Raw genomic sequence first — 24,175 nt, 5'->3', positions numbered from 1 at the left:
ACGGGTCGGCCGTCGCCTTTTCCTGGACTGCGATCTCTGCGCTGAAGCGCTTCAGGAAGGCAGGGAAGTCGGCATCGGGACAGCTGGCTGAGGTTGCGGGCGCTGGGGCCGTACTTGCGGCTGCGGCAGGTGCCGTCGCCGAGGCAGTGGCCGGCGATTCCGGGGCGGTGGAGGCTGCCGGCGGCGCCTGTGCAGAGCAGGCTGCAAGCGCAAGGCTCAATGCCAGAGCGGGCAGGGACGTACGGAAACTAGCCAATGGATCCTCCTGATCGTATCGGGGCGGCATGTGCGCGGGCGAAAGTCTATCGGCGGCCCGGTTGCGTCGTGTGAATGCACAGGCCTCCACCGCCGGCCCGCATTGAGGAAGAGCTAGCGACCCCGCAGGCCATGGGCTTCCCGATCAGGTGCGGGTGGGGCGGTCACGCCGTGCGGATGTTCATCGGTCCAACGGTGGGCTTGCAGGCATCGGGTGGATCGCGCATCGCTTCGCCATGCAAGGCAGGACGGCATCGTCCGACCTGCCCATCGCACTCACATGCCGTTTGAAAAGACGTCCAGCGCCTGTGCATCGATCCATCCCTGTGCGCAGTCGCCAACGTGCCGGCCCTGGGCAGCGGCACGACACAGCGTGCCATCAGCCGGCTTCAGACGCCTGATCGCCCTGTCGCCATATGTTTCACAAAGTGCACTGTCTTTGCATGCCGCAACACGGCTGGCCGGAATGGTGACCACGTAGTAATAGCGCGGGTTCTGCCCGCCACGGGCGATGGCCTGGATGCAGACGAGTTGCCCCTGCGCCAGGTGGGCAGTGGCGGTTGCAGCGCTGCCGGTGGCCGGCACCGCATCGAGTGCCTCGGCTCCGGATGCGCGCGAGACGCCTGCGAAGAATCCATCGTCACCGCACTCGGGCAACACGTCCACATCGTAGAAATCGCCTGCATCGAGGTTACCCGCCGTGCAGCCGGTGGCGGATGTCGCATCGGCACATGTCACGCCACTTGCCCTGATCACCGCGGCAAACCGGTGACTGCCTGCAGCGGGGGGCGGTGCAACGGCGCTTGGCAGCGGGCGGGATGCGGACCGCGCAGCCACGGCCGCGGCCGGCTCCCCGGCAGTGCATGCCGCGGCTGTGAACAGCAACGCAGCAATCGAGGCACGCTGCAGCAGTGCACGAGCGCTGGATAAAGGAAACGACATTGTCCAACTCCACCTGCAGTGTGTGGTCCGGTTGCGGCGGCCAGTCGGTGGGCGATGAAGAAGCTCGCGCCGCATCCGATGGCACGGCATTGCCGTGTGATCGGTTACGCGTCCACTGTCGTTCGCTGCGCTCGGATGTGCCAGTGCACATCCGCCCCCTGCGACCGCCCGACCAAAGCCCCGTCCCCGGGGCTTACAGCATCAATCGACCGAAATCCCCGCCAGCCGCTGCAGTGCTTCGGCATATTTCGAACGGGTACGATCGATCACGTCAGCCGGCAGGCTGGGGCCGGGTGCGGTCTTGCCCCAGTCCAGGGTTTCCAGATAGTCGCGCACGAACTGCTTGTCGTAGCTCGGCGGGCTGGTGCCCACTTCGTACTGGTCGGCCGGCCAGTAGCGCGACGAGTCCGGGGTCAGCATCTCGTCCATGATGTACAGGCGGCCATCGGCATCGGTGCCGAACTCGAACTTGGTGTCGGCCAGCAGGATGCCGCGTTCGGCGGCAAAATCGGCCGCAAAACGGTAGATGCGCAAGGTGGCATCGCGTACGCGTTCGGCCAGTTCGGCGCCCACCGTCTTGACCATCGCATCGAAGTCGATGTTCTCGTCATGGTCGCCGACCGCTGCCTTGGTCGATGGGGTGAAGATCGGTTCGGGCAGTTTTTCGGCCTGGCGCAGGCCGTCGGGCAATTCGATGCCGCTGATCTTGCCGGTGCGCTGGTAGTCCTTCCAGCCGCTGCCGATCAGATAGCCGCGCGCGATCGCTTCCACCGGCACCGGCTTGAGCTTGCGCGTCACCACGGCACGCTTGGCGTACAGGGCCGGGTCCACACCGTCGGGCAGCACCTGCTCCACGCGGATGTCGACCAGGTGGTTGGGCATCAGGTGGTCGGTCTTGTGGAACCAGAAGTTGGACACCTGGCACAGCATCTCGCCCTTGCCCGGAATCGGATCCGGCAGCACCACATCGAAGGCGGACAGGCGGTCGGTGGCCACCATCAACAGGTAGTCGCCCGGGGGGGCGTCGGCGGGCAGGCGGTCGCGCGGAATATCGAAGACATCGCGGACCTTGCCACGGTGACGCAACGGCAGGCCGGGCAGATCGGATTGCAACAGCGTGGTCGACACAGGCACTCCTAAGGACGTCGCTATGACGCTGTCCCCGGGACCCGGCGGGCCCGCGGGTGGGCAGCGGGCCGCGTAGTGTACGGCGCTTCGTGGCGCCCTGCTGGGATTTGTCGGACGGCTCTGCCTACCGGCTGTAGAGGGCCCGTCAGCCAGGCCGGACGGGCGTTCGGGTAAGATCGCCAACCCGCCTTCCCCACGCCCGATCGCCCATGTCCTGGTACGGAAAACTGCTCGGCGGACTGGCCGGCGCCTTGCTGTTCCGCGGCGCGCCGTTCGTGGGGCTGATGATCGGCCTGGCCATCGGCCACGCGGTGGATGCCGGCTGGTTCAAGCGGCGTGCGGAAAACCCGTATGAGGCCCTCGGGCTGGAGCCGGACGCGACCACGGCGGAGATCGACCTGGCCTATCGGCGGCTGATGTCGCGCTATCACCCGGACAAGGTGGCCAACGCCGAGCCGGAAGCGCGCCGCCAGGCGGAGAAAAAGGCCAGCCAGATCAATGCCGCCTACGATCGTATCCAGCGGATGCGCAAGCGCTGATCGCATGGCGCGTGGTTGTGTGTGGGTACCGCCAAAACGGTGTGCGGCGTGAGTGGGGGCGTCGAGTCGCCAATGGGTGGGGGCCGTACTCTCAACCCCAGTTGCGCTCCAAGGCACACGCGCCAGTGGCGCGTGTGCCTGCTCACCCCCGGCGGAACGGGGCCTGGCGTGACATGCAGAAGTGATGCGTGAGTCGCAGGTCTGGCCAGGACATCAAGCCGTGTTGCACGGCGCAGCTAACGCTGGCCGGAAAACAGCACTGCGAATCAGCAATCTCAGAACTTGTACGTCGCCGTCAGCCGCACCGCGTTGGTGGAAAAGTCCGTATCGGTGCGACGCAGATCGGTGCCGGCCGGATTGACACGCAGGAACGGGTTGGTCGCCGGCGCGGTGCCCGGCCCGACGCGCACCCGGGTGTCTTCGTCCTGCAGCCGCGTAAACAGGTATTCCACGCCCACCGACACGTTGTCGCTCAAGCGACGCTGCAGGCCAACACCGGCCTGGTAGCCATTGGCGCTGTCGCCGCCGCTGCCGGTGAAGCTGTTGGCGGTGTTGCTGCTGACGAAACTGTGGTCGAACTCGCCGCGGGCCGCGCCGGCGGTGAAATACGCCAGGTAGTCGCCCTGCTCGCCGAACGCATAGCCGATCCGGCCGCGCAGCGCGGCGGTGCGGTTGAGCTGGCGGGTGAAGGTGTACAGCGCAGGCGTCGTGCTGAAGGCGCTGACGCTGTCGCGGATGTCGTTGCGGGTGTACTCGGCCACAACGCCGTAGACCCAGTTGCCGACCTGCCAGTCGTAGCCCAGCCGCGCACCGTACTCGGCACCGCCCTTGTCCTTGCTGCAGCCGCTGGCCGGCGTGCGGCCGGCGGCCGCCCCGCCGCAGAAGCCCGGAGAAAACGCATCGGCACCGGTGGCGGTGCTGACCTGATCGCCGTCACGGCCATCCAGGTTGGTGTCGAAGCCGAAGCGGCCGCCGGAGACGCCGGCCGGATCGGCACCGCCGACATTGGCGCCGATGGAAAAGCCGGACCAGTCGGCCGGGCCGGATTGCGCCCAGGCCGATGGTGTCAGGGCCAGCAGGAAGATGGCAGCGGAGGCGAGCGGGGTGGTTTTCATGAAGTCTCCTCAAGTCGGGCGCGGCGCGCCGGTCAAGGGCATACGCAGCAGAGCCCGCCACGGATGCACGCCTTTCCTCGCCGGGGCCGGGTTGCGACAATGCGGTTTCCGTCTTCCTACGAGCTGCCCATGCAATCGACGGCGATCGCCCCGTCCATCCTGTCCGCTGATTTCGCCCGCCTTGGCGAGGAGGTGAACAACGTCCTGAAGGCCGGCGCCGACTGGGTGCACTTCGATGTGATGGACAACCACTACGTGCCCAATCTCACCATCGGCCCGATGGTCTGCCAGGCGCTGCGCAAGCACGGCATTACCGCCCCGATCGATGTGCACCTGATGGTCGAGCCGGTGGACCGCATCGTGCCGGACTTCGCCGAGGCCGGTGCCGCCACCATCAGCTTCCACCCCGAAGCCAGCCGCCACGTGCACCGCACCATCCAGCTGATCAAGTCGCACGGCTGCCAGGCCGGGCTGGTGCTCAACCCGGCCACGCCGGTGGATATCCTGGACTGGGTGCTGCCGGAGCTGGATCTGGTGCTGGTGATGTCGGTCAACCCGGGCTTCGGCGGGCAGGCCTTCATCCCGTCGGCGCTGGACAAGCTGCGTGCCATCCGGAGCAAGATCGACGCTACCGGCAAGCCGATCCGGCTCGAAATCGACGGCGGGGTCAAGGCCGACAACATCGGCGCGATTGCCGCGGCCGGTGCCGACACCTTCGTGGCCGGCTCGGCGATCTTCAACGCGCCCGACTATGCCCAGGTGATCGCACAGATGCGCGCGGCCGTGGACGCGGCGCGATGAGCCAGCCCGCGCCGCAGATCCGCAGTGCCACGCCCGCGGATGTGCCCCTGTTGCACGAGTTGATCACCGCACTGGCGGTCTACGAACGCGAGCCGGATGCGGTGACGGCCACTCAGGACGATCTGCACGCCAGCCTGTTCAGCGACGGCGCCACCGCGCACGCACTGATCTGCGAGCAGGACGGCCAGGCGCTGGGTTTTGCGGTGTATTTCTTCAATTACTCGACCTGGCTGGGCCGCAACGGTCTGTATCTGGAAGACCTGTTCGTGCGCCCGCAGGCGCGCGGGCGGGGTGCCGGCCTTGCGCTGTTGCGGCATCTGGCGCAACTGGCCGTGCAGCGCGGCTGCGGGCGTTTCGAGTGGTCGGTGCTCGACTGGAACCAGCCGGCCATCGACTTCTACCAGGCGGTCGGCGCCCGCCCGATGGACGGTTGGACCGTCTACCGGCTCGATGGCGAACGCCTGGCCGCGTTTGCCGCCGGCACCTGAGCGGGCGCTGCGCTGCGCCACCGGCGCTGGGCAACCTGCCTGACAAAAGGAAGGCCGCCCCATCGGAGCGGCCTTCAAGAAAATTGGAGGCTGATCCTGCCTCCGCCCGTCGTCCCTGCTATGGACTTCCATCCTCCGGGTCAGCCATGACATGGCAATGACAGCCGGGCGACAGCACGTATTCACGATCCCCCGAGTGGCGCGCTGCTAGCCTGCGCCAATCACCCTTACAGCATCGGCAGCGCGCATGGCCCCGTTCCACTGGCGTCTGATCCTCAACGGCAAGTCCACCGACAATCTGGACCTGCGTGAGGCGGTGGGAACGCTGCGCAAGCGCGGTCTGCAGCTCGAGGTCCGGGTCACCTGGGAAGACGGTGATGCCGAGCGCTACGTCGCCGAGGCGGTGGCCGACGGCGTGCAGACGGTGATCGCCGCCGGTGGCGACGGCACGCTCAGCGAAGTGGCTGCCGCCCTGGCGCATCACGACGCCGACGCGGCCACCCTGCCATCGCTGGGCCTGGTGCCCCTGGGCACCGCCAACGACTTCGCCACGGCGGCCATGATTCCCATCGAACCTTTCGAGGCGCTCAGCCTGATCGCCGAGCGCCCGGCGCAGGCGATCGACCTGCTGCGCCTGGACACCGCGCACGGTCCGCACTGGTGCGCCAACGTCGCCAGCGGCGGCTTCGGCACCCAGGTCACCGTGGAAACCGACGAAGGCCTGAAGAAGATGCTCGGCGGGCTGGCCTATCTGATCACCGGCATGTCGCGACTGGGCCGGATCGACCCGATCAGCGCCCGCTTCAGCGGCCCGGACTTTGAGTGGGACGGCGAATTCATCGCGCTGGGCCTGGGCAACGGGCGCCAGGCCGGCGGCGGCCAGGCGCTGTGCCCGGAGGCCCTGATCGACGACGGCCTGCTGGATGTCACCATCGTCCCAGCCCTCAACGGCGAAGTGGCCGCCACCCTCGGCACCCTGGTCACCGGCGGCAAGCAGGCGGCCCTGGAACGGGTTGCCGTGCGCGCCCGCGTGCCGTGGCTGGAGATCGCGTCCCACCAACCGCTGACCCTGAACCTGGACGGCGAACCGGAAACTTCGCTGCATTTCCGCATCGCCTGCGTCCCGGCGCGGTTGCGGATGCATTTGCCTGCCGACTGTCCGTTGGTCGGGGGTTGAGTCCGGGGAATGGGGAATGGGGAATGGGGAATCGGGAATCGGGAATCGGGAATCGGGAATCGGAAGAGCGTGATCGGCCTGCGCTGATGTGCGGTCGCCCGGTCGATGCATGCGCGCGAACGGGTAGCGCCATGCCATCTCCACGATCAAGGCCAGCTGGCTGCGGGCAGTCGCATTCAAATCAATCAACGCCGGTAGAAGCGAATAGCTGCGTCCCAAGCTGAGCAACGGCGGCGAATGCGAAGTGGCTAGATCACAAGCGCAGCAACGACCAGCACGCGGCCCTAAGCCCCTCTCCCGCCGGGAGAGGGGTTGGGGTGAGGGTCCCTGCGCCGACATTGGCGCCGCCGCCACGACCCACGCTCCAAAGCAAACCGCTCCTACAGCGCACCACACCCACACCCCGACGCACGCTGCCCGCGTCTGACGTCAACCAATGCGCAAGCCCAACCAACCCCGGCCCGCCTTCGCAATTCGCACCGCTTTGGCCCCGCACCTGCTGCCCTGGGCCGACACTTGCGCTACAGTACCCGCGTGTCCCGCCTGACGACCCCACGCTCCTTCTCTTCCGCTCGCCGCTGGTGGCGATGGTGGCCCGTTGCCGTCGTCCGCCCCGCCACAGAGTCCCGGAAGGAAAGTCGTCTTGATCACTGCAGAGCAGTTCCAGCGCCAGGCCGCTGAAGGTCACACCCGTATCCCCGTTGTCCGCGAAGTGCTGTCCGACCTGGACACGCCGCTCTCGGTCTATCTCAAACTCGCCGACGGCGCCTACACCTACCTGTTCGAATCGGTCGAAGGCGGTGAGCGCTTCGGGCGCTACTCCATCATCGGCCTGCCGGCGCGGCGCGTGTACAGCTTCCGCGGCCACACGCTGGAAGTCAGCGAGCACGGCGAAGTCATCGAGACCCGTGAGGTCGCCGACCCGCTGGCCGAAGTCGATGCCTTGCGCGCCGAGCATTCGGTACCGCAACTCGATGGCCTGCCCGGTTTCACCGGCGGGCTGGTGGGCTGGTTCGGCTTCGAGTGCATCCAGTACATCGAGCCGCGCTTGGGCAGCGGCGACAAACCCGACGAACTCGGTACGCCCGACATCCTGCTGATGCTCTCCGAAGAGCTGGCGGTGTTCGACAACCTCAAGGACCGGCTGTACCTGATCGTGCACGCCGACCCGCGCCAGCCGCAGGCCTATGTGCGCGCCAACCGGCGTCTGGACGAACTGGCACATCGCCTGCGTCAGGGCGGCGCCGGCTATCCGCAGGCGCAGATTTCCGATGCCATCGACGAATCGGATTTCCATTCCTCGTTTACCCGCGAGGAGTACCACGCCGTGGTGCGCAAGGCGCAGGAATACGTCCGCGCCGGGGACATCTTCCAGGTGGTGCCGTCGCAGCGGCTGCGCGTACCGTTCCGCGCGCGCCCGGTGGATGTGTATCGCGCGCTGCGTGCGTTGAATCCCTCGCCGTACATGTATTTTCTCGACGTCGGTGGCACCCAGGTGGTCGGCTCCTCGCCGGAAATCCTGGCGCGCCTGCGCGATGGCGTGGTGACCGTGCGTCCGATCGCCGGTACTCGCCCGCGCGGTGCTACGCCGGAGCTGGACAAGGCACTGGAAGCCGAACTGCTGGCCGATCCGAAAGAGCGCGCCGAGCACGTGATGCTGATCGATCTGGGCCGCAACGATGTGGGCCGCGTCGCCGAACCCGGCACAGTGAAGGTCGGCGAGCAGTTCGTGATCGAACGCTATAGCCACGTCATGCATATCGTCAGCGAGGTCACCGGCACGCTCAAGGCCGGCCTGAATTACAGCGACGTGCTGCGCGCCACGTTCCCGGCCGGCACCGTCAGCGGCGCGCCCAAAATTCGCGCGCTGGAAATCATCCGCGAGCTGGAGCCGGTCAAGCGCAACGTGTACTCCGGCGCGGTCGGTTACATCGGCTGGCACGGCGATGCAGACACCGCCATCGCCATCCGCACCGCGGTGATCCAGGACGGCTATCTGTATGTGCAGGCCGGCGGCGGGGTGGTCTACGACTCCGACCCGGACCTGGAATGGCAGGAGACGATGAACAAGGGCCGCGCGCTATTCCGCGCAGTCGCCCAGGCGGCCAAGGGCCTGTGATGGACGGGCAGGGTAGTGGAGCGCGCATCAGTTTTCGCAACGACTACAGCGAAGGTGCGCATCCGCGTCTGCTGCAGGCATTGGCGCAGGCCAGCGCCGAGCAGCACGCCGGTTACGGCACCGATCGGCTGAGCGCACGTGCTGCAGAGTTGATACGCACCGCCGTCGCGCAACCGCAAGCGGATGTGCATCTGCTGGTCGGTGGCACGCAGACCAATCTGATTGCAATCAGCGCGTTCCTGCGCCCGCACCAGGCGGTGATTGCAGTGGAGGCCGGGCACATCGCCACGCATGAAACCGGCGCCATTGAAGCCACCGGCCACAAGGTACTCACCGTGCCTGCGCTGCACGACAAGCTGACGCCTGCATTGATCGCGCCGGTGCTGGAGGTGCACAGCAACGAGCACATGGTGCAGCCGCGCCTGGTCTATATTTCCGACAGCACCGAAAGCGGCACCATCTACACGCATGCCGAACTCGACGCGCTGTCGCGGTTCTGCCGCGCAAACGATCTGCTGCTGTACCTGGACGGCGCGCGCCTGGGTGCCGCGCTGACTGCCGACGGCAACGATCTGGATCTGCCCACCATTGCCGCACTGACCGATGCGTTCTACATCGGCGGCACCAAGAATGGCGCGCTGCTCGGCGAAGCCTTGGTCATCGTCAACTCCACATTGCAGGCCGATCTGCGTTACCTGATCAAACAGCGTGGCGCATTGCTGGCCAAGGGTATGGTGCTCGGTTCGCAATTCGCAGCGTTGTTCGAAGACGGCTTGTTCTTCGAACTGGCCGCGCACGCCAACGCCATGGCGCAACGCCTGCGCGCGGGATTGCTGGCCGCTGGCGCGCAGTTCACCAGCGATTCGCCGACCAACCAGCAGTTCATCGCCGTCAGCGCGCAACACGCTGTGCAGCTGGCACAACGCTACGACTTCGAGCGCTGGGAAGTGCGCGCCGACGGCAGTCATGTGATCCGCTTCGTGACGTCGTGGGCCACCATGCCCGAAGCGGTGGATCGCCTATGTGCGGATGTTGCAGCACTGCATCGCAGCGTGCAATAAGCATGCACGCCATTCACCCAAGGAAAGGACACATGAAGCAACTGACGCGTTGGATGCTTGTGGTGTTATGCGCATTGCCGCTGATCGCTGTGGCGCAGGTCAACAGCCTGCCATCGCAGCCGCATTTGCTGGTGAAGGGGCAGGCGGAAAGAACGGTCATGCCCGACCGCTTTTTCGTAACGATCAACTTTCGCGCAGTGGACATGCAGCCAGAAATTGCACGCAAGCGCATCCAGACGGCTGCCGAACAGATCCTCACCGCCTTGAAGGCGCATCACGCCCTCAAGGGCAGTATCGAAGCTTCGTCGCTGCAGATTGAACCGTTCTATTCCTATCTGCCGGGCGGCACGCAAAAGTTCGAAGGCACTGAAGTCAAGCGAGGAATCGGTGCGGCATTCCAGTCGCTGGAAGATGCACGGCAGTTTCTCGGTGAAATGAAAACGAGTAACGAGATTCAGCTATCGGGCATCAAGACGTCCTACAGCAAGGAGGCTGAGATACGCGCGCAACTCAAGCGCGAAGCCGCTGACCAATCGCGCAAATCGGCCGCTGAACTTGCCAAGGCGTATGACGTCAGGATTCAGGGGCTTTACACGATTTCCGATGTCGCTCCGAACTTCGCCTACGGCATTCAGGCGGGCAGTTGGCCGATACAGGTCGTCCATGTCTCCGGATCGCCGGCGCCGCCAGCGCCTGTTGTTGATCGAGGTGCAGTGGTCGAGTCACTCGAAGCCGGCAGCATCACCCTCACCGAAAACATCTATGCGGTCTTCCTGATCGCGCAATGAGTCCTTTGCCATGCTGCTGATGCTCGATAACTACGACAGCTTCACCTACAACCTCGTGCAGTACCTGCAGGCGCTGGGCGCCGAGGTCACGGTGGTGCGCAACGATGCGATGAGCGTCGACCAGATCGCCGCGCTGAGGCCCGAGCGCATCGTGATCTCGCCCGGTCCGTGCACTCCGAATGAGGCCGGCATTTCGCTGCAGCTAATCGAACAGCTGGGGCAGACCACGCCGATCCTGGGCGTGTGTCTGGGCCACCAGAGCATCGGTCAGGTGTATGGCGGCGATGTGATCCGTGCGGGCAACATCATGCACGGCAAGACATCGCCGATTCGCCACGAAGGCAAGGGCGTGTTCGCCGGCCTGCCGGACAGCTACGAGGCCACGCGCTATCACTCGCTGGTGGTGGACAAGACCACTCTGCCGGACGCGCTGGAAGTCACCGCCTGGACCGAAAATCCGGATGGCTCGGTGGAAGAGATCATGGGCCTGCGCCATCGCCAGTTTCCGGTGGAAGGCGTGCAGTTCCACCCCGAGTCGATCCTGACCCAGCACGGTCATGCGCTGCTGAAAAACTTTCTGCAGCGTTGATCGCGATGGCCCTCGCGCACATGGCCGTCGTTGGCGCAGCTTGCATCGGCATCCACGCACCAGCGGGGAGCGCGGCTGTCTACGAGACGCTACGCCGCCGTTCGCGGACGGCCTCGCCGGCGCATGCAACCAGCGTTTTCCTCACCCAGTAATGCTTGTGCGCGTCGCAGTCACCAGAGATCGCTTCACGATGAACCAGCCCGACGACAACGTCCATTTCTATGAGCCTACCCAGGGCCACGGTCTGCCACACGATCCGTTCAATGCCATCGTCGGCCCGCGCCCGATCGGCTGGATCGGCTCGCGCAGCACCGGGGGCATTGCCAATCTGGCGCCGTACAGTTTTTTCAATGCCTTCAACTACACGCCGCCGATCGTCGGCTTTGCCAGCATCGGTCGCAAGGACAGCCTGCGCAATATCGAGGCCACTGGCGAATTCACCTGGAATCTGGCGACCCGCCCGCTGGCCGAAGCAATGAACGCCAGCGCGGCGATGGTGCCCTCCGATGTCGACGAATTCGACCTTGCCGGACTGCAGATGGCGCCATCACGCCTGATCGCTGCGCCACGGGTTGCCGCCAGCCCGGTGAGCTTCGAATGCCGGCTCAGCCAGCTGCTGCCGCTGCAGACCGCCACCGGCCGCGCCATCGAGACCTGGTTGGTGCTGGGCGAGGTCGTCGGCGTGCATCTGGCTGCGTCGGCACTGCACGAGGGCATCTACGACCCGGCCGCGGTGCAGACGATTCTGCGCGCAGGCGGGCCGGCCGATTACTACGAAGTGCAGCCGCAAGCGCGCTTTCGCATGAAGCGTCCAGGCCAATGATCGCCACAGGTGCAGCTGCTTCGCCCTGGTACATCTGCTAGCTTGCGCGCGTTCCCACACTGATCGAGCGCGGCGCACGTCGCCTGCGTAGCCACCCATCACGTTCTGCCACGGTTGTTCCCATGCCCATCACACCGCAAGAAGCCCTGCAGCGCACCATCGAACACCGCGAAATCTTCCACGACGAAATGGTCGAGCTGATGCGGCAGATCATGCGTGGCGAGGTGTCGGACATGATGGTCGCCGCCATCCTCACCGGGCTGCGGGTCAAGAAGGAAACCATCGGCGAGATCGCCGGCGCCGCTACCGTGATGCGCGAGTTCTCGCGCCGCGTAGAGGTGAGCGATCGCCAGCACATGGTCGATATCGTCGGTACCGGCGGCGATGGCTCGCACACCTTCAATATTTCCACTTGCGCGATGTTCGTGGCTGCGGCCGGTGGCGCGAAGGTCGCCAAGCATGGCAACCGCAGCGTGTCGTCCAAGTCCGGCAGTGCCGATGCGCTGGAAGCGCTGGGCGCGGTGATCGAGCTCCAACCCGAGCAGGTGGCGGCCTCGCTGGCGCACACCGGTATCGGCTTCATGTATGCGCCGGTGCATCACCCGGCCATGAAGGTGGTGGCGCCGGTGCGTCGCGAAATGGGCGTGCGCACCATCTTCAACATCCTCGGCCCGCTGACCAACCCCGCCGGTTCGCCCAACATCCTGATGGGCGTGTTCCACCCGGATCTGGTCGGCATCCAGGCGCGTGTGCTGCAGGAACTGGGCGCCGAGCGCGCACTGGTGGTGTGGGGGCGCGATGGCATGGACGAGCTTTCGCTCGGCGCCGGCACCTTGGTGGGCGAACTGCGCGATGGCCAGGTACGCGAGTACGAAGTGCACCCGGAAGACTTCGGCATCGCCATGTCGGCCAGCCGCAACCTCAAGGTGGCCGATGCCGCGCAATCGCGCACGATGCTGCTGCAGGTGCTGGACAACGTGCCCGGCCCGGCCCTGGACATCGTCGCGCTCAACGCCGGCGCTGCGCTGTACGTGGCCGGCGTGGCCGAGAGCATCGCAGACGGCGTCGTGCGCGCCCGCGCCGTGCTGGCCGATGGCTCGGCACGCGCGCGGCTGGACGGCTATGTCGCCTTCACCCGCCAGATCGCCACATCGGCCTGACCATGCACCTGCCAGCACTGCGCCGGCCATCACACCGCGGCATCCTCACCAGTGCGCTGGCATGCTGCGCAGGTGGGCGCGCAGCGACGGTGCGGTGTCGCCGTCTTGACCGATAATGCCCGCCCGCCAGGACCCGATACGATGAGCGACATCCTCAACACCATCCTTGCCCGCAAGGCCGACGAAGTGGCCGAGCGCAGCGCGCGCGTGCCATTGGCAGAACTGGTCGCGCGCAGCGCGGATCTGCCGTCCACGCGCGGTTTTGCCGCCGCCATGCAGGCCAGCATCGCCGCTGGCGACCCGGCGGTGATCGCCGAGGTGAAAAAGGCCAGCCCGTCCAAGGGCGTGATCCGCCCGGACTTCCACCCGGCCGACATCGCGGTCAGCTACGAATTCGGTGGCGCCAGCTGCCTGTCGGTGCTGACCGACGTGGATTTCTTCCAGGGCGCCGATGCCTACCTGCGCCAGGCGCGCGAGGCCTGCACGCTGCCGGTGTTGCGCAAGGATTTCACCGTCGACCCGTACCAGGTCTACGAGGCGCGCGTGCTGGGGGCCGACTGCATCCTGCTGATCGTCTCGGCACTGGAGGATGCGCAGCTGGCCGACCTGTCCGGTCTGGCCATGCAACTGGGGCTGGACGTGCTGGTGGAAGTGCACGACATCGACGAGCTCGAGCGCGCGGTGCAGGTGCCGGTGCCGCTAATCGGCATCAACAACCGCAACCTGCGCACCTTCGAGGTTTCGCTGCAGACCACCCTGGACATGCGCGCCGCGGTACCACGCGACCGCGTCCTGGTCACCGAGAGCGGCATCGTCACCCATGCCGACGTGCAACTGATGCGCAGCCACGGCGTGAACGCGTTTCTGGTCGGCGAGACCTTCATGCGCGCGCCCGAACCCGGCGAGTCGCTGCGTCAGCTATTCTTCGCGCATGACTGAGTCGTTTCCCGCACCGCGCGACGATGCACCGCTGGTGGTCTTCGACTTCGACCACACGTTGTACGACGGCGATTCCGGCAGCCATCTGTTCGCCTGGCTGATCAAGCGCAACCCGTTGCGCCTGCTGGTGGCGCTGCTGGCATCGCCCATTCTTGGGCCGATGGTGGCGATGTTGCCCACCCGCCGGCGCGGCGTGTCCGGCTATGTCTGGATTGCCACGTTCGGCCTGCACCGCGCGCGCGAGTTCAACCGGTTCATCGACGCCTACGTGCTCAAGCATGAAGCGCAGATCCGGCAGCGCCTGCTGCCCCACGCCTTGAAGGTGTTCACCGACCACCGCGCTGCCGGCGATCGCGTGGTGGTCGCCACGGGTGCCCCGCCCGAGCTTGCGCGCGCCATTCTCGGCTTTGTCGCCCATCAGGATGTACCGGTGATCGGCAGCCTGGTCGGCCCGCGCCTGGGTGCCGTCACCGCGCGGCGGCACTGCCACAACGAAGAGAAGATGCGCATGTTGCGCGAGCGCGGCTACGCCGACATTGCCATCGCCTATTCCGACAGCACCGCAGACCTGCCGCTGTTGAAGGCGGCCCGCGCGCCGGTGGTGGTCAATCCCAAGGCCAATCGCGAAGCGTTGTTCCGCCAGGTGCTGCCTGCAGGCACGCCGATCCTCAACTGGGGTTGCCGCGACCGCGGCGGCAAGGCGCTCTAAGGCCCGCTTGTTTCTATACAGCGGGACGCGATGCACATCCGAGGGCCCGCAAGCCCAAGCCGTGCAGCACGGCGTCAGGCACAGGCGCAAGCACTGAGCAGACGCAAGCAATGAAACCAGCGTGTCGCGGCGGCGACAGTCAGCGCCACCGCTGCGGCTCGCGAAGGCGTAGCCACCAGCACAAGCACACGGCGCTGCACAGACTGCATGGGACCTGCACCACTCACGGCGCGCAACATACGCATTGCGCACCAGCTCGACACGAGCTCCGCGCAGCGGCCTGGAGGGCCGCAAGCATCAGCCCGCTACGGCATGGATTGCATCAGCCCGGCTTGCCTTTCTGGAACAAACGGTCGGTGCGACCTCCGCACCGACCGTGGATCGCTGGCGGTTTCTTAGCGCGTGCCGTACAGCACGACGGTCTTGCCGCGTGCATGCAACAGGCCGTCGGCCTGCAGCTTCTTGAGCACACGGCCGGCCATTTCGCGCGAGCACCCGACCAGGCGTGCCAGCTCCTGCCGCGACACCCGCAGCTGAGTGCCCTGCGGGTGGCTCATTGCCTCGGGCTCCTTGGACAGATCGTGCAGGGTGCGCACGATGCGGTCGGTCACGTCCAGGAAGGCCAGGCGGCTGGCTTTCCTTGTGGTGTCGAGCAGCCGTTTTGAAAGCTGAACACCCAGTGCGTACAGGATGCGCGGTGCATCCGGCGACAGGCTGGTCTGGAACAGCTGCTGCAAGCGCTCGTAGCTGATCTCCGCCAACTCGCACTGGGTGCGGGTACGCAGGATCACTTCGCGGGTATCGGATTCGATGAACAACCCCATCTCGCCGACGAACTCGCCGCTCCCGAAGTAGCCCAGCACCAACTCACGATCGTCATCTTCCTCGGCAATGATGCTCACCGAGCCGCTGATGACGTAGTAGAGGGTGCCGGCCGGGTCCCCTGGCCGGAACACATCGGTCCGGGTCGGATAGCGCCTGCGGTGGCTGTGCGCCAGAAAACGCTCGATGGTGCCCGCGTCCAGCGCCAGGGAAGGGGTAGCGTTACGTACCGTCGTAGTCACAACCGTCGTGTTTCCTGGGCTCATGGTAGTTCCGCGTGTAATTCCCGAAGCTTAACGGCATGAGTCATGCAAGGTAAACCATTCTCAACATCGGCATTTCGTTGCTGGGATCTTTGGCTCATAATTGACTCCTTTCCCGCTTTCCATAAGGACAGACCGACGTGGTCAAGCCGTTGCCTCGCCTGAGGCTACAGGGGTTCAACAACCTCACCAAGGCGCTGAGCTTCAACATCTACGACGTCTGTTATGCGCGTACCGAAGAAGAGCGTCAGCGCTACATCGAGTATATCGATGAGCAGTACGACGCCGATCGCCTGACGCAGATCCTGACCGATGTGGCCGAGATCATCGGTGCCAACATCCTCAATATCGCACGCCAGGACTACGATCCGCAGGGCGCATCGGTGACGATCCTGATCTCCGAAGAGCCGGTGATCGACAAGAAGCAGGCCGGCAAGGAGTTGATCTCCGATGCCGTGGTTGCTCATATGGACAAGAGCCATATCACTGTCCATACATATCCGGAAACGCATCCGCAGGAAGGCATTGCCACCTTCCGCGCCGACATCGACGTCGCCACGTGCGGGGTCATCTCGCCGTTGAAGGCGCTGAACTACCTGATCGAGAGTCTGGAATCGGACATCGTGATCATGGACTACCGCGTCCGCGGCTTCACGCGCGACGTGAAGGGCAAAAAGCACTACATCGATCACAAGATCAACTCGATCCAGCACTTCCTGGCCAAGAACGTGAAGTCGCGTTACGAGATGTTCGACGTGAACGTCTATCAGGAAAACATCTTCCACACCAAGATGCACCTGAAAGACTTCGATCTGGATCAGTACCTGTTCGAAGAGCGTGCCAAGAACCTTTCGTTCAAGGAGCGCATGAAGATCGAAACGCTGCTCAAGCGCGAGATCGAAGAGCTGTTCCACGGGCGTAACCTGAGCGAGTAAGCGCAGCGAACGACCGATGTGCGCCTGTTCGCAGGTGCGCAACCGAATCAAGGCGGGACGGCCCGCCACGCGATGACCTCGCGTTCCACAGCCGACGGCGGCCCAGTGTGCACACACTGGGTCGCTTTTTTTTTGTCCGTTTTTTCTGTGAGGAGTACTGCAATGCCTTGGATCTATCTCGTTCTGGCCGGCGTGTTCGAAATCGGCTTCGCCATGGGGCTCAAGTACAGCGATGGCTTCACCCGACTGTGGCCAACCGTGCTGACCATCGGCCTGGCCGGCATCAGCCTGTGGTTGCTGACCCAGGCCCTGAAGACCATTCCGGTAGGCACCGGCTACGCGATCTGGACCGGCATCGGCGCGCTGGGCGTGACCATCGCCGGCATCGCACTGTTCGGCGACAGCGCTTCATGGTCACGGCTGGCCTGCATCGGGCTGATCGTCGCCGGCGTGATCGGATTGAAGTTGGTCAGTTAGTCAGCCCGCTGCGCGGGCCGGCGCCCCACGTTCGCCAATCCCGAATCCCGAATCCCGAATCCCGGCTAGAGCCGGTAGGCCACCGTCTTCATCAGCTTGGACGCCAGCGCCATGGCGGTGGGGATGGGAGGCGGCAGCAGGCGTGCGCCGGCCTGCTCGGCCTGATCGGCATGGCGGGCTTCGTCGATCTTCATCACGCGCAGGATCGCGCGGCTGCGCTGGTCGGTTGCGGGCAGGGTTTCCAGGTGTTCGTCCAGGTGGGCTTCCACCTGGCGTTCGGTCTCGACCACGAAGCCCAGGCTCCAGTCGTCCCCGCGCAGCCCGGCCAGCGCGCCGAGTGCATAGCTGCCGGCATACCAGAGCGGGTTGAACAGGCTGGGGCGGCTGTCCAGCTCGTGCAGGCGATCGGCACACCAGGACAGGTGGTCGGTTTCTTCCTGCGCGGCTTCCAGCAGATGGTGCTGGGTGTGTGCGTCGCGGGCGACCGCGGCCTGCCCGAAATACAGGCCTTGGGCGCAGACTTCGCCGACGTGGTTGATGCGCATCAGGCCGGCGGCATGGCGGCGCTGGTCGGGTGACAAGGCGGTATCCGGGGTGTCGGCGGCGGGATTGGGGCGCTCGGCAGGCGGGTTGCCGAAGACGGTCTCCAGCGCGCGCTGGGCTTCGACCAGCAGCCGGTCGAGCGGACTTTGCAGTCGGGTAGGGGAGGTCTGGGTCATGCAGGGATTCTGGCCCCCGGCCGACCCGCTGCCAACCGCCCGCCACTCGCGGTGGGGGCGGCTTGCGCCGCGGTGGGCTGGCGCGTACAATCCCGCCTCTTCTGTTTCGCCTTCACAACGCGTGGCAAAGTTCCAGTGGTCTTCGGCCGCTGCAATCCGCCCGACCACTCAAGAGTTTTCTCATGACTACGTTCACCGCCAAGTCCGAGACCGTCCAGCGCGACTGGTATCTCGTTGACGCCGCCGGCAAGACGCTCGGCCGTCTCTCCACCGAACTGGCCCGCCGCCTGCGCGGCAAGCACAAGCCGGTTTATACCCCTCACGTCGATACCGGCGATTACCTCGTGGTGATCAACGCCGAGAAGATCGTCGTCACGGGCAACAAGCTGAAAGACAAGAAGTATCACCGCTTCACCGGCTACATCGGTAACCTGAAGACCGAGAGCCTGGAGCAGGCGCTGCAGCGCCACCCGGAGCGCGTGATCGAAATCGCCGTCAAGGGCATGCTGCCGAAGGGCCCCCTGGGCCGCACCATGTACCGCAAGCTCAAGGTCTATTCGGGTGCCGAGCATCCGCACGCCGCCCAGCAGCCGCAAGTTCTGGATATCTAATCATGGCTATCACGCAAAACTACGGCACTGGCCGCCGCAAGTCCTCCACCGCTCGCGTGTTCCTGCGCAAGGGCACCGGCAAGATCACCGTCAACGACCGTCCGCTGGACGAGTTCTTCGGCCGTGAGACGGCGCGCATGATCGTGCGTCAGCCGCTCGAGCTCACCAAGAACACCGAGAGCTTCGACATCCTGGTCACCGCTTCCGGCGGCGGCACCACCGGCCAGGCCGGTGCGATCCGTCTGGGCATCGCCCGTGCGCTGGTCGAGTACGACGAAACTCTGAAGTCCGAGCTGCGCAAGGCTGGCTTCATGACCCGCGACGCCCGTGAAGTCGAGCGTAAGAAGGTCGGTCTGCACAAGGCACGTCGCGCGACCCAGTTCTCCAAGCGCTGATCCATCGCGTTTGCTGCGCCCCGGTTCGCCGGGGCCGCTGCTTCAAAAGCCCGGCATTGCCGGGCTTTTGTCGTTTTGGGCGATCCCTATGCGCGCGCCCACCTAGGGCAATGGCAAGGCGGGGGTCTGCCCGATCGATTGGCGTGGCACGGCAGTAGTCGCGGCAGGAGGAGGCGAGGCGGCATGGCGGCATGTGTCGGTCGGTGCGGCCGTGCATCCGGAGCGCCAGGCGGCGGCGCGGCGCTGCTTCGTGTGTCAATGCGCCGATGGCGGTTTCGGTTGCCTGACGATCGTCCCGTACGGGCGCGATCAGCTTGAGCGACGTCGCAGTGCCTGTCCCGGTATCGGTTGGGTGGAGGTGGCTACGCTGTTGGCGCGTTACTCTGCGAACGGCCGGCCCGGTCATGGCGGCAACAAAAAAGGCCCGATCTTTCGATCGGACCTTCTGTGTCTGGCTGCCCCGGATGGATTCGAACCACCGAATGCCTGAGTCAGAGTCAGGTGCCTTACCGCTTGGCGACGGGGCAATAAAAACGTGTTGTCCCAGAGTATCGCATGCCTGGGCAGGCCTGGATACCTTGGTGGCTATGGGTGGACTCGAACCACCGACCCCAGCATTATGAGTGCTGTGCTCTAACCGGCTGAGCTACATAGCCTAGGGAGCCGGCAATTCTCACGAAGCATCCGCGTGTTGTCAAGCATTTCGTTTTCAGCTTGTGAGCCGGGCGTCGCCGTGGCAGAGTCGGTGACAGTAGATTTTCAGGAGTCCGCATCGTGATCGATCCGGACGGCTTCCGGCCAAACGTCGGTATTGTGCTGATGCGCAAGGACGGTCAGGTGTTCTGGGCACGACGTGTGCGCAGGGACGGCTGGCAGTTCCCGCAAGGCGGCATGAATACCGACGAGACGCCCGTCGAAGCCATGTACCGCGAGTTGCGCGAAGAAACCGGGTTGTTGCCTGAGCATGTGGAACTGCTCGGCGCCACGCCCGGCTGGCTACGCTATCGCCTGCCGAGCCGGGCGGTGCGCCGCAATGAGCGACAGGTCTGCATCGGGCAGAAGCAGGTGTGGTTCCTGCTGCAGTTCACCGGCGACGAATCCCATCTCAAGCTCGACCATACCGACACGCCGGAGTTCGACCACTGGCGCTGGGTGGATTTCTGGTACCCGGTCGAGCACGTGGTGATGTTCAAGCGCGGGGTCTATGCGCGCGCGCTGCGCCACCTGGCGCCGCTCGCGCAGAATCTGGCGGGGCCGGCTGCGGTCGGGGTCATGCCGGAGCGTGCGCTGGAGGCATGGTTGCCGGGCAGCAGCGCGGCCGGTCACGACAGTCCGCGCAAACGCCCACGCAAGCGGGGCGGGCCTCGCCAAGTGCGGATTAATAATGATTAACGTTTGGAATTGACACCTATTCTCGTTTGCGGTGCAATCGGTGTCGGTCCTCTCCGGATCGCAAGCACCCGACCGATACCGTGTACGTCTGCATCTGTAATGGGGTCACCGACCACCAGATCCGCGAAGCGGCCGACAACGGCTGCGCCAGCCTGGCCGAGCTAACTATGCGAACCGGCTGCGGCTCCAACTGCGGTTCTTGCCTGGACATGGCAGCCGACCTGCTGCACCAGGCGCACGCAACACGTGCGTTGCCGCTACCGCTGGTGGGCCTGGCAAGCGCTGCCTAGGGAGCCTGCTGCGCGGCGGTCGGTCGTGGAGGCGCCTCCTGGCCTGCCGTGGATCGCCCCACTGCATAGCCGCGCTATCGGGTGGCTACGTTCGGACTTCTGGCCAGGCCAGAGACGAGGTCTCTGGGCTCCATCGTTGGTCTGTGTCTCTGACTCCAGTGTGGTGCTGTCGCGCTTATTGCGCTTGCGTTGATCGCGGCTCGCGCATTGGCAGGTGCTTCGCTGCGGTCGTTGCGATGACTGCCGCGGGCAGCCTGCTCGCCCCCCAGAGATGGCCTCGTTGGTCTCGGCGGGCATCACGCAACTGATCACGATTCGCGTTCCTTCATGCCTTGCGCCAACGCGTTAAAGTGCGGCCGGCTCACTGTCTCGGAGACATCGCATGAAGGGCGATACCAAGGTCATCGAGTACCTCAACAAGGTGCTCTACAACGAACTCACTGCGATCAACCAGTACTTTCTGCACGCCAAGATGCTGAAGAACTGGGGCCTGAAGGAACTGGCCGAGCATGAGTACAAGGAATCCATCGATGAAATGAAGCATGCGGACAAGCTGTCCGACCGCATCCTGTTTCTCGAGGGACTGCCGAATTTCCAGGCGTTGGGCAAGCTGCGCATCGGCGAAAACCCGACCGAGATGTTTCGCTGCGACCTGACGCTGGAGCGCGAGGCGGTGGTCGTGCTGCGCGAAGCCGTGGCGTATGCGGAGACCGTCGGTGATTACGTGAGCCGCCAGCTGCTGGTGGATATCCTGGAGTCCGAAGAAGAGCACATCGATTGGCTGGAAACCCAGCTTGATCTGGTGGCGCGCATCGGCGAGCCGAACTACCTGCTGACCAAGCTGGATGACTGAGCGCGCTGAGCGCCCGGTGGGCGCAGGACGCTGAGTTGGTGATGGGCAGTTGGGCCGGGTAAGAGCGGTTGGCTGCTGGTAGTTGTTTCGCTTCGGGCGTCTGGCTTTGCGCCTGAATTGCATGCTTCGCGCGTGGCTCCACCTCATGCATCTTCCGGTGGGAATGGACTTGGTGCACCCCTATCGTGTGGCGCGTTCTTTGTTGTTCGGAGCGTTGTCGCGATGGTTACGCAGGCGGGAATGTGCGTGGGCGACGGAGTGTTTGTCACTTGATGCACTGTTGGCAGTGGTTCGCGTTGCGGGTTGGTGCGGAGCTCGTTGCGTGCATAGCGATGGGTGTTAATTGCGGGTGGCTTTGCCCGTACCCTCACCCCAACCCCTCTCCCGGCGGGAGAGGGGCTTAGTCATGCTGTCAGCGTCTGGCAACATCTGACTGACGTCAGACGTCAGACGTCAGACGTCAGACGTCCCGAATCCTGTAACGATGGCGATCGTCAGCCGGCTGCGCGGGTTGCGGCCTGCAGGCGGGCGACCTGGCCCAGCAGGGCGAGGCGGGCGCGGGCGTATTCGGCGATGACCAGGGCGACCATGACCGAGGGCCGTTCGATGGTGCCGGTACGCGCGGCCAGTTCGATGCGGCGTGCGGCATTGGACACGGTCAGGGCGCCGACGTTGGCGCTGGACGACTTGAGGGTGTGGGCCAGGTCGCGCAGCTGCATGCTGTCGCGGTTGGCGGCCGCGGCTTCCAGCTGTTCGATGATGCCCGGGGCGTCGTCCAGGAACAGCTGCAGGATGGTGATGGTGTCGGCGCCTGCCACTTCGTACAGCTCGTCGATGACGCCGCTGTCCAGGATCGGCAGCGCGCGGGCCTGGGCGCCGGCGCTGGCGCTCTCGGGATCGGCCGGCGCTGCACCGCTGGTGGGGCCCGGGAGCAACGGCTGACGGGGCAGCCAGCGCTGCAGGCAGGCATCGAGCTGTTCGCGGGCGACCGGCTTGGAGAGGTAGTCGTCCATGCCGGCAGCTAGGCAGCGTTCGCGGTCGCCGGCCATGGCGTTGGCGGTCATCGCCACGATCGGGATCGGGCGGCCGCCGCTTTCGGTTTCCATTGCACGCCAGCGGCGGGTGGCGGCATAGCCGTCCAGTACCGGCATCTGGCAGTCCATGAACACCATGTCGTAACGGGTCGATTCCATGCGGCTCAGTGCCGCTTCGCCGTCGGTGGCGGTGTCGGCCTCGAAGCCAAGAACCGCCAGCAGCTTCTGCGCCACCAGCAGGTTCACCGGGTTGTCCTCGACCAGCAGGATGCGCACCTCGCGCGCATTGGCCATGGGCGGCGCCAGCGGCTCGGGAATCATCGCCGACGTCAGTGCCGGTGCGTGCACGGGCTTGGGCTCCGGTGGCAGCACCAGCGTGCGCAGCAGCTCGTCCGGGCTCTGCCGCGGGACCAGGGTGGCGTTGTCCTGCAGTTCGGCGGGCACCGGCTCGTCGCCGTAGAGCCAGATCAGCTGCGAGCCGCTGCTGTCCTCTGCGCGGGCCAGCGCGCGATGCACGGCGCGCGCGCTGTAGCGCAGGGTGTCGTGGTCGGCAATGACGCAGCGGAAGCCTTCGCCGTCGCTGTGGCGGCGCACGCGTTCGAGCGCGTCCTGGGTGGTTTCCATCAGCACATGCGACACGCCCCAGCTGTCGAGCAGGCGCTTGAGCCGCTGCGTCAGGCGCGCATCGGAGCTGATCACCATGACCCGCGCGGCATCGGCGCCGGTGGCCTGCTGCAGGTCGCCGATGACCTTGAGCAAGGGAATCTCGAACCAGAACGTGGCGCCGCGCCCGGGCTCGGATTCCACGCCGATGCGGCCGCCCATCAGGTCGATGATGCGCTTGCAGATGGCCAGCCCCAGCCCGGTGCCGCCGTACAGGCGGGTGGTGGAGGCGTCGGCCTGGGCGAAGGAGCGGAACAGGCGCGCCTGCTGGTCCGGGGCGATGCCGATGCCGGTGTCGCGCACCTGGAAGCGCAACAGATGCTGGGCACGGGTTTCGCCCAGGCGGCGCAGCTGGATATCGATGCTGCCACGCTCGGTGAACTTGATCGCATTGCCGATCAGGTTGCCCAGCACCTGGCGCAGGCGGATCGGGTCGCCGCGTACCAGCAGGCGCACCGATGGCTCGATGTCCAGCCCCAGGCGCAGCTGGCGGCTTTCGGCGGTGCGTTGCAGCAGCTGCACGACGCCGTCGAGCAGCTCGCGCAGGTTGAAGGTGGTGATTTCCAGTTCGAGTTTGTTGGCTTCGAGCTTGGAGTAATCGAGGATGTCGTCGACGATGCGCAGCAGCTGCAGCGAGCTGCCGGTGGCGGTCTGCAGCATGTCGCGCTGGTCCAGGCTGAGCTGGCCGCTGGAGATGAGCTCCAGCATCGGAATGATGCCGTTGAGCGGGGTGCGGATTTCGTGGCTCATGGTGGCCAGGAACTCGCCCTTGGCCAGCGCAGCGGCTTCGGCTGCCTGCTTGGCGCGGAGCAGTTCCTGTTCGAGTTCGCCGTGGCGTTGCAGTTCCTGCTGCAGCCGCTCGCGCGCGAGGTCGGCTTCTTCCAGGCGCTGCGCCAGCAGTTGCTGCAGGCGGACGCTGCGATAGGCCGCCACGGCCGCGCAACCGGCAAACACCACGGCCAGCGCGGCAGCGGCGGCGGTCAGCGCGCGCCACGGGCCCGGGACGGCACTCCATTGCAGGCCTGCGCCCAGTGCTGCGGCGAGTGCGGCGACTGCAACCAGGATGCTCCAGCCGCGAAGGCGTCCTG

General features: G+C 65.5%; 25 protein-coding genes and 2 tRNA genes. 19 read left to right on the top strand and 8 right to left on the bottom strand.

Annotated elements, in window-relative coordinates; translation table 11 throughout:
- Positions 1–531 precede the first annotated feature (531 nt).
- Complete coding sequence (locus XnspCFBP7698_RS14385) at positions 532–1,011, bottom strand: hypothetical protein (RefSeq protein ID WP_343125094.1); 480 nt, start codon at positions 1,009–1,011, stop codon at positions 532–534.
- A gap of 387 nt (positions 1,012–1,398) precedes the next feature.
- Positions 1,399–2,325 carry a phosphoribosylaminoimidazolesuccinocarboxamide synthase gene (locus XnspCFBP7698_RS14380; RefSeq protein WP_047693974.1) on the bottom strand — a complete coding sequence of 309 codons (927 nt, stop codon included), beginning with the start codon at positions 2,323–2,325 and terminating at the stop codon, positions 1,399–1,401.
- A 209-nt stretch (positions 2,326–2,534) separates the two neighbouring features.
- Between XnspCFBP7698_RS14380 and XnspCFBP7698_RS14375 the strand changes: the two genes are divergently transcribed.
- Complete coding sequence (locus XnspCFBP7698_RS14375) at positions 2,535–2,864, top strand: J domain-containing protein (protein WP_104579299.1); 330 nt, start codon at positions 2,535–2,537, stop codon at positions 2,862–2,864.
- A gap of 275 nt (positions 2,865–3,139) precedes the next feature.
- On the opposite strand, the gene XnspCFBP7698_RS14370 is transcribed toward XnspCFBP7698_RS14375, so the two are convergent.
- A complete protein-coding gene (locus XnspCFBP7698_RS14370) occupies positions 3,140–3,979 on the bottom strand; it encodes an outer membrane beta-barrel protein (protein WP_104579298.1) in 840 nt (279 codons plus the stop codon).
- Between the two features lie 129 nt (positions 3,980–4,108).
- Here XnspCFBP7698_RS14370 and rpe point away from each other — a divergent pair, with 129 nt between their 5' ends.
- From rpe to XnspCFBP7698_RS14315, 11 genes are all read left to right on the top strand, one after another.
- On the top strand, positions 4,109–4,780 hold the full coding sequence (rpe, locus tag XnspCFBP7698_RS14365) for a ribulose-phosphate 3-epimerase (RefSeq protein ID WP_123137569.1): 672 nt from the start codon (positions 4,109–4,111) through the stop codon (positions 4,778–4,780).
- On the top strand, positions 4,777–5,268 hold the full coding sequence (locus XnspCFBP7698_RS14360) for a GNAT family N-acetyltransferase (RefSeq protein ID WP_047693980.1): 492 nt from the start codon (positions 4,777–4,779) through the stop codon (positions 5,266–5,268). Before rpe ends, XnspCFBP7698_RS14360 begins: the two co-directional genes overlap by 4 nt.
- A gap of 247 nt (positions 5,269–5,515) precedes the next feature.
- The gene (yegS, locus tag XnspCFBP7698_RS14355) at positions 5,516–6,445 is read left to right on the top strand and encodes a lipid kinase YegS (protein ID WP_104579297.1); all 930 of its coding nucleotides are present in this window, start codon (positions 5,516–5,518) and stop codon (positions 6,443–6,445) included.
- A 643-nt stretch (positions 6,446–7,088) separates the two neighbouring features.
- A complete protein-coding gene (gene trpE, locus XnspCFBP7698_RS14350) occupies positions 7,089–8,564 on the top strand; it encodes an anthranilate synthase component I (RefSeq protein ID WP_104579296.1) in 1,476 nt (491 codons plus the stop codon).
- A complete protein-coding gene (locus XnspCFBP7698_RS14345) occupies positions 8,564–9,625 on the top strand; it encodes a beta-eliminating lyase-related protein (RefSeq protein ID WP_123137518.1) in 1,062 nt (353 codons plus the stop codon). The genes trpE and XnspCFBP7698_RS14345 overlap by 1 nt, the downstream gene beginning before the upstream one ends.
- Before the next feature lie 32 nt (positions 9,626–9,657).
- The gene (locus XnspCFBP7698_RS14340) at positions 9,658–10,413 is read left to right on the top strand and encodes an SIMPL domain-containing protein (protein WP_123137517.1); all 756 of its coding nucleotides are present in this window, start codon (positions 9,658–9,660) and stop codon (positions 10,411–10,413) included.
- A 10-nt stretch (positions 10,414–10,423) separates the two neighbouring features.
- Positions 10,424–11,002 carry an aminodeoxychorismate/anthranilate synthase component II gene (locus XnspCFBP7698_RS14335; RefSeq protein ID WP_039413282.1) on the top strand — a complete coding sequence of 193 codons (579 nt, stop codon included), beginning with the start codon at positions 10,424–10,426 and terminating at the stop codon, positions 11,000–11,002.
- Between the two features lie 190 nt (positions 11,003–11,192).
- Positions 11,193–11,825: a flavin reductase family protein gene (locus XnspCFBP7698_RS14330; protein WP_123137516.1), complete on the top strand. Its 633-nt coding sequence runs from the start codon at positions 11,193–11,195 to the stop codon at positions 11,823–11,825.
- A 122-nt stretch (positions 11,826–11,947) separates the two neighbouring features.
- Entirely contained in the window at positions 11,948–12,985 is a 1,038-nt protein-coding gene (trpD, locus tag XnspCFBP7698_RS14325; RefSeq protein ID WP_123137515.1) for an anthranilate phosphoribosyltransferase, read from the top strand.
- A gap of 141 nt (positions 12,986–13,126) precedes the next feature.
- Positions 13,127–13,924: an indole-3-glycerol phosphate synthase TrpC gene (trpC, locus tag XnspCFBP7698_RS14320; RefSeq protein ID WP_047693413.1), complete on the top strand. Its 798-nt coding sequence runs from the start codon at positions 13,127–13,129 to the stop codon at positions 13,922–13,924.
- A complete protein-coding gene (locus tag XnspCFBP7698_RS14315) occupies positions 13,917–14,633 on the top strand; it encodes a haloacid dehalogenase-like hydrolase (RefSeq protein ID WP_047693412.1) in 717 nt (238 codons plus the stop codon). The genes trpC and XnspCFBP7698_RS14315 overlap by 8 nt, the downstream gene beginning before the upstream one ends.
- A gap of 395 nt (positions 14,634–15,028) precedes the next feature.
- Here XnspCFBP7698_RS14315 and crp read toward each other — a convergent pair whose 3' ends face one another.
- Positions 15,029–15,721: a cAMP-activated global transcriptional regulator CRP gene (gene crp / locus XnspCFBP7698_RS14310; protein ID WP_029218612.1), complete on the bottom strand. Its 693-nt coding sequence runs from the start codon at positions 15,719–15,721 to the stop codon at positions 15,029–15,031.
- 137 nt (positions 15,722–15,858) lie between these two features.
- Between crp and speD the strand changes: the two genes are divergently transcribed.
- Positions 15,859–16,653 carry an adenosylmethionine decarboxylase gene (gene speD / locus XnspCFBP7698_RS14305; protein WP_005990692.1) on the top strand — a complete coding sequence of 265 codons (795 nt, stop codon included), beginning with the start codon at positions 15,859–15,861 and terminating at the stop codon, positions 16,651–16,653.
- 162 nt (positions 16,654–16,815) lie between these two features.
- On the top strand, positions 16,816–17,130 hold the full coding sequence (locus tag XnspCFBP7698_RS14300; protein ID WP_039413262.1) for a multidrug efflux SMR transporter: 315 nt from the start codon (positions 16,816–16,818) through the stop codon (positions 17,128–17,130).
- A gap of 65 nt (positions 17,131–17,195) precedes the next feature.
- Here XnspCFBP7698_RS14300 and coq7 read toward each other — a convergent pair whose 3' ends face one another.
- The gene (gene coq7, locus XnspCFBP7698_RS14295) at positions 17,196–17,849 is read right to left on the bottom strand and encodes a 2-polyprenyl-3-methyl-6-methoxy-1,4-benzoquinone monooxygenase (protein WP_047693411.1); all 654 of its coding nucleotides are present in this window, start codon (positions 17,847–17,849) and stop codon (positions 17,196–17,198) included.
- A gap of 182 nt (positions 17,850–18,031) precedes the next feature.
- On the opposite strand from coq7, the gene rplM reads away from it, so the two are divergent.
- On the top strand, positions 18,032–18,460 hold the full coding sequence (rplM, locus tag XnspCFBP7698_RS14290) for a 50S ribosomal protein L13 (RefSeq protein WP_003483082.1): 429 nt from the start codon (positions 18,032–18,034) through the stop codon (positions 18,458–18,460).
- Between the two features lie 2 nt (positions 18,461–18,462).
- Positions 18,463–18,855, top strand: coding sequence for a 30S ribosomal protein S9 (gene rpsI, locus XnspCFBP7698_RS14285; RefSeq protein WP_005990700.1), 393 nt, complete (start codon positions 18,463–18,465; stop codon positions 18,853–18,855).
- A gap of 452 nt (positions 18,856–19,307) precedes the next feature.
- Here the strand turns inward: rpsI and XnspCFBP7698_RS14280 are convergent.
- Both XnspCFBP7698_RS14280 and XnspCFBP7698_RS14275 read right to left on the bottom strand, forming a co-directional pair.
- A tRNA-Gln gene (locus XnspCFBP7698_RS14280) sits at positions 19,308–19,382 on the bottom strand.
- Positions 19,383–19,434: 52 nt separating this feature from the next.
- Positions 19,435–19,511, bottom strand: a tRNA-Met gene (locus XnspCFBP7698_RS14275).
- A gap of 118 nt (positions 19,512–19,629) precedes the next feature.
- On the opposite strand from XnspCFBP7698_RS14275, the gene XnspCFBP7698_RS14270 reads away from it, so the two are divergent.
- The 3 genes from XnspCFBP7698_RS14270 (at position 19,630) to bfr (ending at position 21,390) form a co-directional block, all read left to right on the top strand.
- Positions 19,630–20,247, top strand: a complete 618-nt coding sequence (locus tag XnspCFBP7698_RS14270) for an RNA pyrophosphohydrolase (RefSeq protein ID WP_047693410.1) — start codon at positions 19,630–19,632, stop codon at positions 20,245–20,247.
- An 80-nt stretch (positions 20,248–20,327) separates the two neighbouring features.
- Positions 20,328–20,537, top strand: a complete 210-nt coding sequence (locus XnspCFBP7698_RS14265) for a (2Fe-2S)-binding protein (protein ID WP_039408037.1) — start codon at positions 20,328–20,330, stop codon at positions 20,535–20,537.
- Positions 20,538–20,919: 382 nt separating this feature from the next.
- Positions 20,920–21,390, top strand: coding sequence for a bacterioferritin (gene bfr, locus XnspCFBP7698_RS14260; protein ID WP_039408039.1), 471 nt, complete (start codon positions 20,920–20,922; stop codon positions 21,388–21,390).
- Positions 21,391–21,884: 494 nt separating this feature from the next.
- Here bfr and XnspCFBP7698_RS14255 read toward each other — a convergent pair whose 3' ends face one another.
- Positions 21,885–24,149, bottom strand: coding sequence for an ATP-binding protein (locus XnspCFBP7698_RS14255; protein WP_146093149.1), 2,265 nt, complete (start codon positions 24,147–24,149; stop codon positions 21,885–21,887).
- Positions 24,150–24,175 lie beyond the last annotated feature (26 nt).

It is taken from the genome of Xanthomonas sp. CFBP 7698 (assembly GCF_003600855.1).
GTDB classification, from domain to species: domain Bacteria; phylum Pseudomonadota; class Gammaproteobacteria; order Xanthomonadales; family Xanthomonadaceae; genus Xanthomonas; species Xanthomonas cannabis.
Note: the sequence above shows the minus strand (reverse complement) of the source record. Positions and strands in the feature narration are given on the sequence as shown.